Origin of the sequence: Mesorhizobium sp. B2-4-7, from assembly GCF_006442685.1 — a bacterium.
GTDB lineage: Bacteria > Pseudomonadota > Alphaproteobacteria > Rhizobiales > Rhizobiaceae > Mesorhizobium.
Genome location: NZ_VFVH01000005.1, coordinates 165,009 through 178,313 on the forward strand (window position 1 = coordinate 165,009; position 13,305 = coordinate 178,313).

Annotated in this window: 12 protein-coding genes and 1 pseudogene; 5 read left to right on the forward strand and 8 right to left on the reverse strand. The window is 60.3% G+C overall.

The features are described 5' to 3' along the window. Positions 1-120 precede the first annotated feature (120 nt). A complete protein-coding gene (locus tag FJ946_RS16400; protein WP_140499465.1) occupies positions 121-1,149 on the forward strand; it encodes an AI-2E family transporter in 1,029 nt (342 codons plus the stop codon). 31 nt (positions 1,150-1,180) lie between these two features. On the opposite strand, the gene FJ946_RS16405 is transcribed toward FJ946_RS16400, so the two are convergent. The 5 genes from FJ946_RS16405 to FJ946_RS31535 form a co-directional block, all read right to left on the reverse strand. Beyond that, entirely contained in the window at positions 1,181-1,525 is a 345-nt protein-coding gene (locus FJ946_RS16405; protein ID WP_140499394.1) for a hypothetical protein, read from the reverse strand. An 85-nt stretch (positions 1,526-1,610) separates the two neighbouring features. Beyond that, positions 1,611-2,132: a DUF1269 domain-containing protein gene (locus FJ946_RS16410; protein ID WP_140499392.1), complete on the reverse strand. Its 522-nt coding sequence runs from the start codon at positions 2,130-2,132 to the stop codon at positions 1,611-1,613. A 409-nt stretch (positions 2,133-2,541) separates the two neighbouring features. Continuing rightward, complete coding sequence (locus FJ946_RS16415; RefSeq protein ID WP_181167676.1) at positions 2,542-3,087, reverse strand: DUF308 domain-containing protein; 546 nt, start codon at positions 3,085-3,087, stop codon at positions 2,542-2,544. Positions 3,088-3,889: 802 nt separating this feature from the next. After that, the gene (locus FJ946_RS31165) at positions 3,890-4,450 is read right to left on the reverse strand and encodes a hypothetical protein (protein WP_224655847.1); all 561 of its coding nucleotides are present in this window, start codon (positions 4,448-4,450) and stop codon (positions 3,890-3,892) included. A gap of 57 nt (positions 4,451-4,507) precedes the next feature. After that, entirely contained in the window at positions 4,508-4,930 is a 423-nt protein-coding gene (locus FJ946_RS31535) for a BA14K family protein (protein ID WP_348640289.1), read from the reverse strand. On the opposite strand from FJ946_RS31535, the gene FJ946_RS31170 reads away from it, so the two are divergent. The 3 genes and pseudogenes from FJ946_RS31170 to FJ946_RS16440 form a co-directional block, all read left to right on the forward strand. Then, entirely contained in the window at positions 4,824-5,078 is a 255-nt protein-coding gene (locus FJ946_RS31170; RefSeq protein ID WP_224655846.1) for a hypothetical protein, read from the forward strand. The two genes, FJ946_RS31535 and FJ946_RS31170, sit on opposite strands and share 107 nt — an antisense overlap. A 656-nt stretch (positions 5,079-5,734) precedes the next feature. Continuing rightward, complete coding sequence (locus FJ946_RS16435) at positions 5,735-7,210, forward strand: Do family serine endopeptidase (protein WP_140556221.1); 1,476 nt, start codon at positions 5,735-5,737, stop codon at positions 7,208-7,210. A 259-nt stretch (positions 7,211-7,469) separates the two neighbouring features. Then, positions 7,470-7,595: pseudogene (locus FJ946_RS16440) on the forward strand (ionic transporter y4hA); the annotation flags it as partial. Between the two features lie 8 nt (positions 7,596-7,603). On the opposite strand, the gene FJ946_RS16445 reads toward FJ946_RS16440, so the two are convergent. From FJ946_RS16445 to FJ946_RS16455, 3 genes are all read right to left on the reverse strand, one after another. Further along, positions 7,604-9,226 (reverse strand): alpha/beta-hydrolase family protein, encoded by a 1,623-nt coding sequence (locus FJ946_RS16445; RefSeq protein WP_140565776.1) that lies wholly within the window; start codon positions 9,224-9,226, stop codon positions 7,604-7,606. 670 nt (positions 9,227-9,896) lie between these two features. Beyond that, the gene (locus FJ946_RS16450; protein ID WP_140521322.1) at positions 9,897-10,793 is read right to left on the reverse strand and encodes an NAD(P)-dependent oxidoreductase; all 897 of its coding nucleotides are present in this window, start codon (positions 10,791-10,793) and stop codon (positions 9,897-9,899) included. Between the two features lie 60 nt (positions 10,794-10,853). Beyond that, complete coding sequence (locus FJ946_RS16455; protein WP_140565632.1) at positions 10,854-12,011, reverse strand: mandelate racemase/muconate lactonizing enzyme family protein; 1,158 nt, start codon at positions 12,009-12,011, stop codon at positions 10,854-10,856. Between the two features lie 288 nt (positions 12,012-12,299). Here FJ946_RS16455 and FJ946_RS16460 point away from each other — a divergent pair, with 288 nt between their 5' ends. Then, positions 12,300-13,286 carry an aldo/keto reductase gene (locus tag FJ946_RS16460; RefSeq protein WP_140521324.1) on the forward strand — a complete coding sequence of 329 codons (987 nt, stop codon included), beginning with the start codon at positions 12,300-12,302 and terminating at the stop codon, positions 13,284-13,286. The last annotated feature ends 19 nt before the right edge of the window (positions 13,287-13,305 follow it).

Here is a 13,305-nt window from a genome sequence, read left to right on the forward strand (position 1 = left end):
AGCACGAATCGAGCTGGTTAAGCGATATCGATGAACATTGGTCTGGGCGCTGAGCAAGCTTCCGGACCAATTTCGGAGTTGTCTGTAACGTCATCCAGCCGGCCGGGAACAGACTATACCATGGCGAAGCGAACGCTCTTTGCGCCTACGTATATTCTGGCGGTTATCGCCGTCATATGGGCGCTGCAGGCCGCTGCCTCAATTTTCGCGCCAGTCGTGTGCGCTCTTTTCCTCATCGCGCTGGTGTGGCCATTGCAGCGCAACCTGCAGCGGCTTCTTCCAAAGCTGATCGCACTGGCGATAGTCGTCTGTGTCGTCGTCCTGGCATTCTTCGCCTTTGCATCGATCGCCAGTTGGGGTTTTGGCCGCATTGGCCGATCGGTCCTCGCCGACAGCGCCCGCTTTCAAGGACTCTACAGTCAACTCGCCGAGTGGTTGGAAGGGCACGGTGTCGTGATGGCCGGCGCCTGGGCCGAGCATTTCAATGTCGGCTGGTTCGTGCGGATAGCTCAAGGCGTGACCGCAAGGCTGAATACCGTGATCTCGTTCTGGATCGTTGTCGTCGTTTACGTGCTTCTGGGTCTTCTCGACGCTGAAGCGGCGGCTCGCAATGCTCGTGTAGCGCTGAGCGCCCAGGCGGCGGCCGCACTGATCAATGGCAGCAGTCAGACAGCATCGAAATGGCGACGTTACATGCTGGTTCGGACATTGATGAGCCTTGCGACCGGTTCGATGGTGTGCGCGCTTTCGGCGGCTTTCGGACTGCGGTTTGCCGCCGAGTGGGGCGTTATCGCCTTCACCTTGAACTATATTCCGTTTATCGGGCCGTTCGTCGCGACATTCTTGCCGACGCTTTACGCGCTCGCGCAGTTCGGATCGCCACAGGCCGCCGTCTCGATTTTTGCCGGCCTCAACATCATTCAGTTCGTCATCGGCAGCTACATAGAACCGCGGGTTGCCGGTTACGTGTTGGCGATGTCGCCTTTTGTGGTGCTGTTTTCGGTCTTCTTCTGGTCGTTTCTTTGGGGTGTGTTCGGCGCGTTCATAGGTGTGCCCATCACCATCGCGCTGGTTACTTTTTGCTCGCAATCGCCGGCGACCCTTTGGATCGCTCAGTTGCTTGGGTCCGCCGATCGGCGGAACGCGTGATTGCCGCCAGGAAATTCGATTGGCCGGGCCCCTAGCGACGTCCGGATCCCGCGCCCCGGACGAGGCCGATGATACAAACCGACAGGATGCCGCCAAGAAGGCCGGCAATGCCGACGCCAATCAGCACGCCGGGCGTGAGGGTGCCGACACCACGAGCGGTGGCATCGACAGCATTTTCGACGTTGCCGAGGAAGTTTGCCAAGGCGGGAATCCGACCGGCCAGCCCTGTCAGGGTCAGTCCTCCCACGACGCCAGCCGCCGCGACAGATTTCCAACCCAGCGCAGCCATGCGCCAAAACCAAGTCGTAGCGAAAGCTCCGCCCGCGCCGCAGATGGCTTCAATCAAAAGCAGGGCCGCTGTCTCAAGGCCGGACATGCTTGCATCGCCCACTTGCTATCCGGCCATCCATCGCCCTTGCCGACCAGCAGAGTTCCGATTCCGGGATGTTCCGTGACCGCGGTCAGGCGGTCGCGGCCGCGCCTTGGCCGGCCATCGCCGAAGCGCGTTGAAGCGCATCGCGCAGAACCTGCTCCTTCGTCTCATCCAGCGACGTCTTAAGCACCACACCGCCAAAGGCCTGGATCTCCTTGAGCACCTTGTCCGCTGTCATCTCGTGCGCGAGCACGAATAGGGCAGCGTCCCCAGGCTGGATGCTGGCTGACAGATCGCGCATGAACGCATCGTTGATACCCACGTCCGTCAAAGCGCCGCCAAGGGCTCCGGAGGTGGCGCCGACCGCAAGTCCGATCAACGGATTCAGGAAGAGAACACCGATAAGCAAGCCCCAGAAGCTACCGGATACAGCGCCTGCCGCCGTCGTATTCACAAGTTGATTGAGCTTTATCGCACCCGCCTCGGTCTTGGTGGCAATAACCGCGTCGCCAAGTTTAATAACGTATTCCTTTTGAAGTCCTATGAGCCGTTGACGTACCTCTTCAGCCTTGGCCTCGTTTGGATAGACGATGACGATCAGATCGGACATGGGACCCTCCTAGGCTAAGACTTTCCAAGGGCACGTAATACACATCCTAGAAGGTGAAAGATTGAGCCGGAAATCCGAATAGTGTGCAGCACGTCTCATTTTGCTTGCCTGTCCGACTGGCAAGCCTGCGGTCTCGACATTGGTTGTCGGCCGCTTCGTCCGTTGCGCTCGGCTTTGTCGCGACGAATTCTCGTCCGGAGCCGCCCGAACTTCTCCTATGTGATCAGAGGCGCGCTGCTGGTCTCGAGGGGTGGCTGATCATGCGGCATCGTGCGCATCGACGGGCCGTTCGCGACGTCCAGGACAAAATGAAACCCTACGCAAAAAGCTTGCCGCGCTTGGGAACCGTCGCGGCAGGACAGGAGCCAATGCCGCAAAGCGGGTAACGGTCACGGTGAAAATGGTTGGATCATCGGGTCGTATCCGTTGGCCGAAAGCCTGTAACGAGCCAGCCCAGGCCGTGAAGAACTAGGTCGATACCCATGAACGCCCCAATCACCCAAACCCCGGTCGATGGCCATCCGATGAGTATCAAGAAGCCAGCCGCGAGACCGAACAGGCCGGAAACAAGCATCATCCATCGGTCGGTGGACAGGTAGCGCAGGCTCAAAGACATTCTTCCGAGCCCAGATATCACGAGCACGACACCGAGCACCCATGTGAGGATGATAGATCCCAGCACCGGCAAGCTGATGAGCAGGCAGCCAAAAACGACGTACAGGATGCCGAGCATCGTCTGCCAGAGAAAACCACGCCACCCGCCGGCCCAGATGGCGAGGGCGATCTCGACAAAGCCGGCGCATACGATCGCAATTCCCAGGACAAGTGCGCTGATGGTCGTGGCCAGCGCCAGATCGCCCAACACGAAGATCCCTGCCAGGATAAAAACGATTCCGATCGCCGAGTTCGTCCACGCAGATCGTCTGGGTTGCTGGGTCTCGGACAACTGCGTCATTCCCTTGCCTCTCTGAGTCATCTACGAATGCGGTGGAAATCCACCACGCGGCCAGTACGGGCATTCAGCACTATTTCGAAAGTGCTGCCGCCAATGCGACGCGCGTGATAAACAAAATTGCGTCCCCGGCAGTCCACGCGACGCACGTCCCTGAAGCCTCTGCTCTGAATCAATCGCTGGCCTTGAGCGCAAGTAATCGCGCGGCCGTTGTTAAGGTTTGATCCGATATTTATATTTACGGTCACAGCTCCCGCTGGGGACACAGCGGCAAGAGGAATACCAAAGCCGAGTGCGGCACTTAACAGGGCAGCTAGTGCATATCTCCGCATATCTTTCGTCCTCTTTGGTGAATTAAGCCGACATCACGCGCATGCGAACACGTTGTCAATAATTCTGCATGGTGGCTCGGATATTTGGAGACACAATGCCTAGTTTCTGGATTCTTTGCATTTTATGCTCTGCCGTCAGAGCGCGTGCGTTTTCGGTATTATTGTCGAAGCGCATCTCTTGGGATTAAAGCGTGTCGCGTCGAAACAGATTCAGGCGACTCGCTTTAAGTCTTTGTTTTAATGCATGTCGCCCAGAACCGCTGCGCACTTCTGGGCGACATGCATTAACCGCTGGTTTGACGGATGGAGATTGTCATGGGTGCCATTGTTCCTGCCGCCGGCCGCGCCGAGGCACCAGGCGTCCAGAAACACTGCAATGCACGAGGAGCCGACGCGTATCTGGATCTCGAAAGCTGCGATGAAGTGCGCGACCGAACTGGATAGTCTTCATCAGTTTTCCTGAGGTGGGAGGCTCAACCGCCGGCGCATAGAGATGGCACAGCTCGGCCAACACCCCAGGACAGGCGTCCCTGTATGATGGTCAGCGTCCACTGACCGTTCGAATACGTCGTTCCTTCCGGTCCCTTGGAGGGCAGATCGACCTCGGCCGCGTCGTTGACGGATACAGAAGCGCGATCCCCGAGGAGACGCACTGCCAGACGCGTGCCGTCCTGGCACTCGTAGTGACTGACTGGGTAGGGATTGCCCACGCCGATCGACGTGCCAAACGCGGAATGCTTGAAGCTTACAATCATGATGGCGCTGATTGCCGCGATCGATAGATTTTTTAGCACAATAGTCCTCCCAACTGGCGCATCGACGTGGATGAAAACAGAGAACCATGTCTTCCCTGCGGACCTACGACTTTCGGACCGAGATTCGTCGCATCGACCAGAACGCCGGACATGTATCAATTGATCGGCAAACGCCTTCGCGGAGATGCTCTTTGAACAGGCGGGATACTTCCGCTGGCTCACGCCAATGGCCCCGCCGGCCTTTGCCAGGCTCGCTTTTGCTCCCGTCCAAGCTTGCATTCAGCCGTTTCAACAAATCCCAGTAGGCTTCCTAGCACCAGCGAGCCCAGAGCGCACTCAGAAGGGCGAGATGCACTGCCGGCGTGGGCCATTGTAGGGCTGCCAGCTATTGTCCGAGACCCGGTAGGAGCGGTACCGCTGCGAGCACCAGTTCACATGGTTGTTCCAAGCGCTGTGATTGTGCTGGCGGGCAGCCGAGATCGCCATCCCGCCGAGCAGCATTCCGCCAATGAGGCCCGCGGCGACGGCGCCGCTATTGTTCCTCGAATGCCGGTGATGGCGTGGCGGACGCGAGGGCCGATAGTGGGGTGGCCTGTGGTGCGGTGGCCGTACTCCATGTCCCGGTCGATGGCGGGAAGGCCTCCTTAGGTCGATGTTCGTGACCGTATCGGAAGCCGACGGCCTTAGCGCTCCGACGGGCATTGCCCAGGTGGGGGCTGCCATGCTTGCGATGATCGCAGCGACGATGATGCGCCTCATATGCTTCTCCGTGGACTTCATCCCGCCGTGCGACCTGCTGCTGCGGATGGCATCAAAGCCAAGTAATTTAAGGCAGTACCTGGTTTTCTTGGAATATGCGGTGAATCCCAAACGTGGATCGAGCGTTTATTTCTTGCTTGCGGTATGAATGAGGCTAGTCGAACAGCATGTCTTTCCGCCAATGACGCCCGTCGCGACAGGCGCCACCAGTGTTGCTCGAATGCCGGTGGCGATGCGGGACGGAGGGCCAGTGGTATGGTAGCGGTGCGCCGGTCTTTAGCGAGCTAGCGACAGACCCTCTCGACGCCTCGCTTGGACGATAATCACCTCCTGGGGAGGCTCTCACCCTGCTGAAAATCACCGCCCGGAGCGGCCTCTTGGCGTCCCGGCGACAAAGGCGCGCCCAATGCCATGCGCGCTACCTTCAAATGGCCTGCCATGCAATCAACACATAGAGAACTCGCGATGAAATTCGATCTGAAATCGCCGCCCGGCAAGCCCCGGCCCAATGTCGCGTAAACTCCGAATAAATCGGAAGGCACATTCACTTTTTCTAGTGTCGATTTAGATTGTCGTGACATCGCAAATCCACCGAATTCGATGTCACAGAATTGAATAATAATCGAACGTGCAAGTTACAAATTTGCAATATTAGTGAAAATAACTATACATATCGTCTTTATAAATACTATGGAATGAAAATGACAAAACTTTCATGATATGGCAATGATGCCGTAATGTAGGTTCTTCTAACCATCCTGGCCAAGGATGCTCAGTGCATCTCACTCAAAAGGATGGAACCCCATGAATATTGTCCCCAATTCGTATTCCGGAACTCGTCGGCGCCTGGCGGCGGCTGTAGTGTCGCTGAGCGCTGTAGGCGCTGTAGGCGTCGGAGCTGTTGTTTCCGGCACTGCCCCCGTGCTGGCCGACGCGGTGCATGTCCAGGCGCCGCAGATGCCGAGCTTCGCCGATGTCGTCGAGCAGGTTTCGCCGGCGGTCGTCAGCGTCAAGGTCAAGTCCACGGTCCAGCCGGTCGCCGACGACGGTTCCGACGATCAGGATGGTTTCGAGAACCTGCCCGACAACCGGCAGCAGGGCGGCTTCAAACATGGTGACGGCAAGCCGCGCCCGGTGGCACAGGGTTCAGGCTTCTTCATCTCGGAGGACGGATATCTCGTCACCAACAATCACGTCGTCTCGGAAGGCTCGTCCTTCACCATCGTCACCAGTGACGGTAAGGAACTCGACGCCAAGCTGGTCGGCACCGATCCGCGGACGGACCTGGCTGTGCTGAAGGTCGATGGCGGCGGCAAGTTCACCTATGTCGACTTCGCCGACGACTCCAAGATCCGCATCGGTGATTGGGTGGTGGCAGTCGGCAACCCGTTCGGCCTCGGCGGCACCGTCACTTCCGGCATTGTATCCGCTCGGGGCCGCGATATCGGCGCCGGCCCCTATGACGACTTCATCCAGATCGATGCTCCGGTCAATCATGGCAATTCGGGGGGCCCGACTTTCAATCTCAATGGCCAGGTGATCGGTATCAACACAGCCATCTTCTCGCCGTCGGGCGGCAGTGTCGGCATTGGTTTCGACATCCCGGCCTCGACCGCCAAGCAGGTCGTGGAAGACCTGATGAAGGAAGGCTCCATCAAGCGAGGTTGGCTCGGCGTCCAGATCCAGCCGGTCACCGCTGAAATTGCTGAATCCCTTGGTCTGAAATCCGACAAGGGCACACTGGTCTCGAACGCCCAGGACGCTGGTCCCAGCAACAAGGCAGGCATTGCCGCTGGTGACGTCATCACCCAGGTCGACGGCAAGGATGTCGATTCGCCCAAAGACCTCGCCCGCACGATCGGCGCCTATGCGCCGGGCAAGTCGGTCGATCTTACCGTATTGCGTAATGGCAAAAGCCAGACGATCAAGGTCGATCTCGGCACACTGCCGTCCAGCGACAAACAGGCCTCCGGCGATGACGGCAAGCAGGTCGCGCCTGCCAAGGCCGACGCATTGGCCGATCTTGGCCTGACCATCGCCAAGTCAGACGATGGCAAAGGACTGGTCGTCACCGATGTGGATCCCAATAGCGATGCGGCCGATCGTGGCATCCAGCCGGGCGATGTCATCACCGCCGTCAGTTCGACCAAGGTGAACACCACTGATGACGTCTCCAAGGCCATGGCCGATGCAGCCAAGGCTGGCCGCAAGGCCGTACTGATGCAGATCACCCGCGACGACTCGAGCCGGTTCGTCGCGCTGCCCGTGGGCAAGGCCTGACAGAAGGCGGCCTGGAGCCTGTTGGTTTCAGGGCGCCCGCCCCAAATGCTGCCGCCGCGATAGCCGCGAACATCCAGCAATTTCCCGCGGCGATGTCTGCCGCCAAGCCGCTGCGGGAACAAGGAGCCGAGCACGTCAGTCCGTCGTCGTGCCTCGCTCCTGGCGGCAGCGGGCTCCCTACGCCCGCTGCCGTTTTCCGCCATTTACGTCAGTGGCAAATCGACTGCATCATGAGCCTGAACGGATGTCGGGGCTCGCGGTGTTTCTTCTGCTCACCATGTTCGTCAGCACGCCCACGCTCGGCACGGGCCGCACGACGAGACTCCAGGGAGTGGTCCATCTCGGCATATTCGCCATGTTCCTGCTGATTTCGGCCGTGCCCTGAAGCCCCAGCTAGCCGCCTCTGTCGGCCTGTGCTGCAACCTTGCTGGCAAGATGGGTTTTGAGGGCGGCGAGGTCCTGTCGCGACCAGTCCTTCACGCCCAACACCGCACTCCAGGCTTCCACATAGTCCTGCGGCGCGTAGACATGGCCGTAGCCGATCGGCGTGGTTGTCGCCACGGCCATATCGAGACCGAGCTGCAGCATGGTCACCACCGGGTACCAGCTCAGTTGCGGCGAGACGTCCGGCCCGCGCGGCGCCTTCATCCAATCCGGCTGCCGGTAGGCGTCGCGATAATCGAAGAATACGATCGGGTCGCTGGCATATTGCAGGTAGACGATCCTCAGCGGGCCCCAGGGCGTGTCGGGCGCCACCGCCGGGCCGCTTTGGTTCATGAACCGGACCAGGCTGCTATTGCGGAAGATCGGCAGCCACTGCGGCGAGCCGTTGTTGCGCGTATCGCTCACCGAGCGCCAGATGCGGCTTTCGAAGGGCGGGCCGCTCCAGAGTGCGCCGCTGATCGGGTCGCCGAAGATCTCGAACAGCCCGGCCGATCTTTCGGAGTTCATGGCGCCAAGGCTGAGCCCGTGCAGGTAAAGCCTCGGCCGCCACTGCTTCGGCAGGGTGGTCCAGTAGCCGTAGATTTCGAGGAACAGCGCCCGGGCCGTCTCGGCGCCGTATTCCGGCTGCGCCAGCAGCGACAGCGGACTGCTCAGATAGGAATATTGCGCGGCGACGCTGGCGACATCGCCGCGGCACAGATATTCGAGCGCATCCATCGAGGCCGGATCGATCCATCCGGTCCCGGTCGGCGTGATGACCACAAGCGTGGATTTGCTGAAGCCGCCCGCCCGCTTCAGCTCCTCCAGCGCGAGTTTCGCGCGGGCCTGCGCACTGTCCGCCGCTCCCAGCCCGACATAGACCCGGACCGGCTGTTGCGCCGGCCGGCCGGTGAAGGTCCCTATCTCGGCGGCGGCGGGACCGTCCGCGATGAACTCGCGGCCGGCGCGGCCGAGCTCGTCCCATCTGACCAGCGAGGCGGGGCTTCCGGTCCTGGAGGGTTCGCTCGGCTGCTGGCGCTCCGGTTCCATGAGTGCGTCGAACTTGGCGAACGAGGAATCGAGCGCGCCGAAGATCGCGCGGATCGCAACGTCGCTCACCAGCAACCAGATGAGCAGCACGGCGACAGCGGCGCCGGCGACATTCGCCAGGCGCCGGGGTATGTAGCGTCTCAGTGCCCCGGCGATGGCGCGCACCAGCCAAGCGACAAGGCGCGCCAGCGCGAGCACGACGATGAAGGTGCAAATGGCCAGGGCGCAGACATTGAGGGGATGAGCGCCATCGACAGCCGGCATGCCCATCACCGCGCGGATGGAGTTCTGCCACGCGCCGGATCGCCACAGTGCCACAACGGCAAGGCCGAGGCACGGGACCAGGATAATCGCCTTGGACAGCAAACGCGGCCGTGGCGGCAGTTCCGGAATCTCGAGATATTTCCACAGCCACCGCAAGGCGACGCCAAGGCTGTAGCCGATGGCGAAGCACGCGCCCGCCAGTACGCCTTGCGTCAGGTCGGTGCGGGGAACGAGCGTCGGCGTCAGGGCGGCCGCGAAGAACAGCATGCCGAGGGCCATGCCGACACCGGAGAGCGATCGCCAGATACTAAGGAAACGAGTAGTTGTCACTTGGGTGTTACGCCTCGAGTTGGACCGCAGGATAACGTTGGCCTATGGTTTTTATATCTTCGGAGTCGCGCGTCCGCTATTGGCCTCCTAACCAGTCGGGCTCATGCCCTGGGTCAACATGCATCGACCCCTTTGCGGGACAAGACAGAGATACCACGCGTAGTAAAAACTAGTGCTCCCCCGGTTCTTTAGGTTCGCCAGATCATACCAGAGAATATGAAGGAAACGGGTTGCCGAACCCTCCGCTAACGTGTTGACTTCCAGTAGAAGACGTCGACCCTCCGGGCCGACCATTGTCGTTATCCGCCATTAGGCTACGAAGCGGTTCGCCAAGGCGATTCGAGGCGATGGTCTAGACACTCGCCGATCGCATCGTCTGCGGATGGCAGCTTTGCGCCTCCAACCCGCCGTTTAGCTCCAAACTGCGTGAGCTAGGAAGCAGACGTTGGACTAGCCCGGCCAAAGGCCCTGAAGCCATGTGGCACCGCAGCGCCGGCAATATTCGTGAACCGAGTGCTACGTTTACCCAGCGCGCTGCTTGAGTTCAGGAAAATCTGGTCTCTGCGCCAACCTTGGCCTCAGGAACATCCCCATCTACCGCCGCCTTCTCCGCCACCAGTCAAGTATCCGCAGGCTGTGTGCGCCAGTCATACTCTTGCCGGAACCCAAGGATGTCGCGCAGCTTCCGATTTGAGATCGGTCCCTCAAATACATCCAGGGCGCGTGTGACTGGTATGTTGGGTGCGTGCTTGCTGAGAAATTCCGCCGTCGGCATCTCGGCCACGATGTTGTCGTTGACTGCGTTGAATATCTGGAACCCCAAGCCGTCCTTCTCGATGCACAGATCGACGATCTGGCCAAGATCGCGCACGTCCATGTAGGTCCAGCCGTCGCGCCGCCGTTTCGAGGCGTCGGCCAGGAATTCCGGGAAGCGGCCATAATCCCGCGGTTCGACGACTCCGCCGATCCGCAGGGCATAGACGTCGGCTCCAGTACGGGAGGCGAAAGAGCGCGCAATCTTCTCGCCCAGCACTTTGGAGAGACCATAGCTGTCGGTCGGATCGACGTCATAGTCCTCGTCCACCGGAAACGATGTGAAATCGCGGTCGCCTTCGGCAAAGCACACACCGTACACCGTTTCGCTGGAAGCAGTGACGATCTTGCGGATGCCAAGCTTGGTGGCGGCTTCGATCACATTGTAGGTCGACTGCACATTGGCGGTGAACATGGCGTTATCCGGTCGCAGGAATATCCGCGGGATCGCCGCGAAATGGACCACTGCGTCGACCGGGCCGCGGCTCCTTCCGCCGAAGTATTCGTTGAACCCGAAATGCAGCGTCAGTGCATTGTAGGTCTCGCCAGCGTCCGCAAGATTGGTGATGACGGTGTCGACGCCCTGCACATCGAGCGGCGTCAGGTCGAGATTCAGAACCTGATGCCCGCGCTCGAGCAGGTAGGGTATGACGTGACGGCCGATCTTGCCACTGCCGCCGGTGAAGATGATCCGCTTGCCCATGGCTTCCTCACAACGGATTTGTTTGATCGGGCAGTTCAATCCGCCCGGCCCGGTCGTCAGCTATTCAAAGATGCCGAAGCCTGGCACGGCGTGCTTGCGGACGCCTTCCATGTCGAGTTCGACGCCGATGCCGGGCACGTCAGGCACCACGATGTGGCCGTCCTCGACGATCGACTTCGCGCCGTACGGAAGGCGCACGTAACTGTCCCACGCCTCCCGCTCTTCAAGCGCGTGCCACTCTAGAACGAGGAAGTTCGGAACGCTGGCGCAGACATGGCATGTCGCCATCGTGCCCAGCGGCGTCGACACCAGATGCGGCGCGAACGGCACATAGTACATCTCGGCGAGATTCGCGATCTTGCGGCTTTCCGCAAGGCCGCCGCATTTCGGCACGTCAGGCATGATGACGTCGGCGCCATAGTTCTGGAACAGTTCGCGGAAGCCCCAGCGCAGGTAGAGATTTTCGCCGACGCAGATCGGCGTCTTGGTCCGCATGCGGATCTGCTTCAGGGCCTCGACATTTTCCGCCGGGATCGGCTCTTCCAGCCAGAGAAGGTTGAACCGTTCCATCTCGGCCGCTATGCGGCTGGCGCTGAGCACGTCGTAGCGCGCGTGCAGGTCGATGCAGAGATCGACGTCGGGGCCGATCGCATCGCGGACCGCTGCAACACGCTCGACCATGAAGCGCAACTCGGCGCCGTTGATGGTATGGTTCACCGCGTCGAACTTCGCCGGGTGGCGCAGATTGTCGATGTCGAATTTCAGCGCCGTGAAGCCTTCCGCCACCATGCGGCGCGCGCGTGCCGCGCATCCCTGCGGCGATCCCGATTCCTCATCGCCATCGCCGCAATCTGCATAGAGTCTTATCCGGTCGCGGAACTTGCCGCCGAACAAGCGATAAAGCGGCTGCCCGGCGGCTTTCGCCGCCACGTCCCAGAGCGCCATCTCCAGCCCGGTCAGCGCGATGAGAAAGACGCCGGCTTGCGCACCGGAAAACACATGGTCACGGCGAATCTTGTCCCAGCAATATTCGACATTGCGCGGATCCTGGCCGATCAGTTCCGACTTCAGTTCCGAAATCAGCCCGACGATTGCGGCGGCGCCTGCATCGGGATTTGCCTCGCCATAACCGGAGATGCCGGCGTCCGTATCGATGCGGATCAGGGTCGCCTTGCCGTGATAGGCGACGACCGCTGTCCTGATGTCCGTGATCTTCATCGAAACCTCCTCCCCGTGATGGCGCGCGGCGCCTACAAATGCATATGGTCAGTTAGGTCAACTTGTCCAATAAGCATACAAGATGAGAAGATGGAACGTAAACCCCCTTTGAACGATTTTGCGCGAATACACCTCGCAGCGGCAGGTATCATTGAATCATTTGGGAAATTCGTGGCTCCGCGCCAAGCGCCATAAATCCGCCGGAACCTACTTGTTAGACGAGTATATAAGCGTATAAATTGGACATCAGCAGGGTGATGGCCCTGCCTGCCAATCAGGAGGAACAGGATGCAACAGCGACAGTTGGGATCGTCGCCGGTCAGGGTATCGGAGATCGGTCTAGGCACTTGGGGTATGTCCGGCGCCTTTTGGGGCGCGGCCGACGACGAGGAATCGATCCGGGTGATCCGACGCGCCGCGGAGCTTGGCATAACGCTGATCGACACGGCCGAAGCCTATGGACATGGCCATGCCGAGGAGATCGTCGGAAAGGCACTGGCCGGCCGTCGCGACAAGGCTGTTATCGCGACCAAGGTTGCGCCCAATCACCTCGAACCCGCCGCGATTGAGGCGGCGCTCGACGGTTCGCTGAAGCGGATGCAGACGGACTATGTCGATGTCTATTTTGTCCACTGGCCGAACTCGGATTTTCCGATCGGCCCGACCATGGAGATGATGGAGCGGCTGCGGTCGTCCGGGCGTATCAAGGCAGTCGGCGTCTCGAATTTCAGCACCGCCGACATGGACAGCGCCCGTCAGCATGGCGTCATCGACGTGCTCCAGCCACCCTACAACATGCTGTGGCGCGAGGTTGAGGCTGAGACGCTGCCCTATTGCCGCAAGCATAATATCGGCGTGATGCCCTATAGCGGTCTCGCCCAGGGTTTGCTTACAGGGCTGTTGTCGCCGGACACCAAATTCGTCGAAGGCGATGAGCGCCGCACCACCGTTCTGTTCCAGCCGGGCACCTACGAGCGCGCGGTTGACGCCGTCGACGCCCTGAAGCCGATTGCGGCGCGCTACGGCAAGACGGTTCCGCAGCTTGCGATCCAGTGGCTTACCAGCAGGCCGGGCGTGAGTTCGCCGCTGGTCGGCGCGCGCACGGTCAAGGAACTCGAGGAAAATGCTGAGAGCACAGGCTGGGCGATTTCCGACGCGGACATCGCTGCCATCGACAAGATTACCGGACCGGTATGGGCGGAAATCAAAGACAAGGGCGACATGTTCGGTTTTCGCGCGCGCCAGCGCCAGGAACAGCAAGCAAAAAGCGCCTGATATCGGCCGCGTCCTCCCG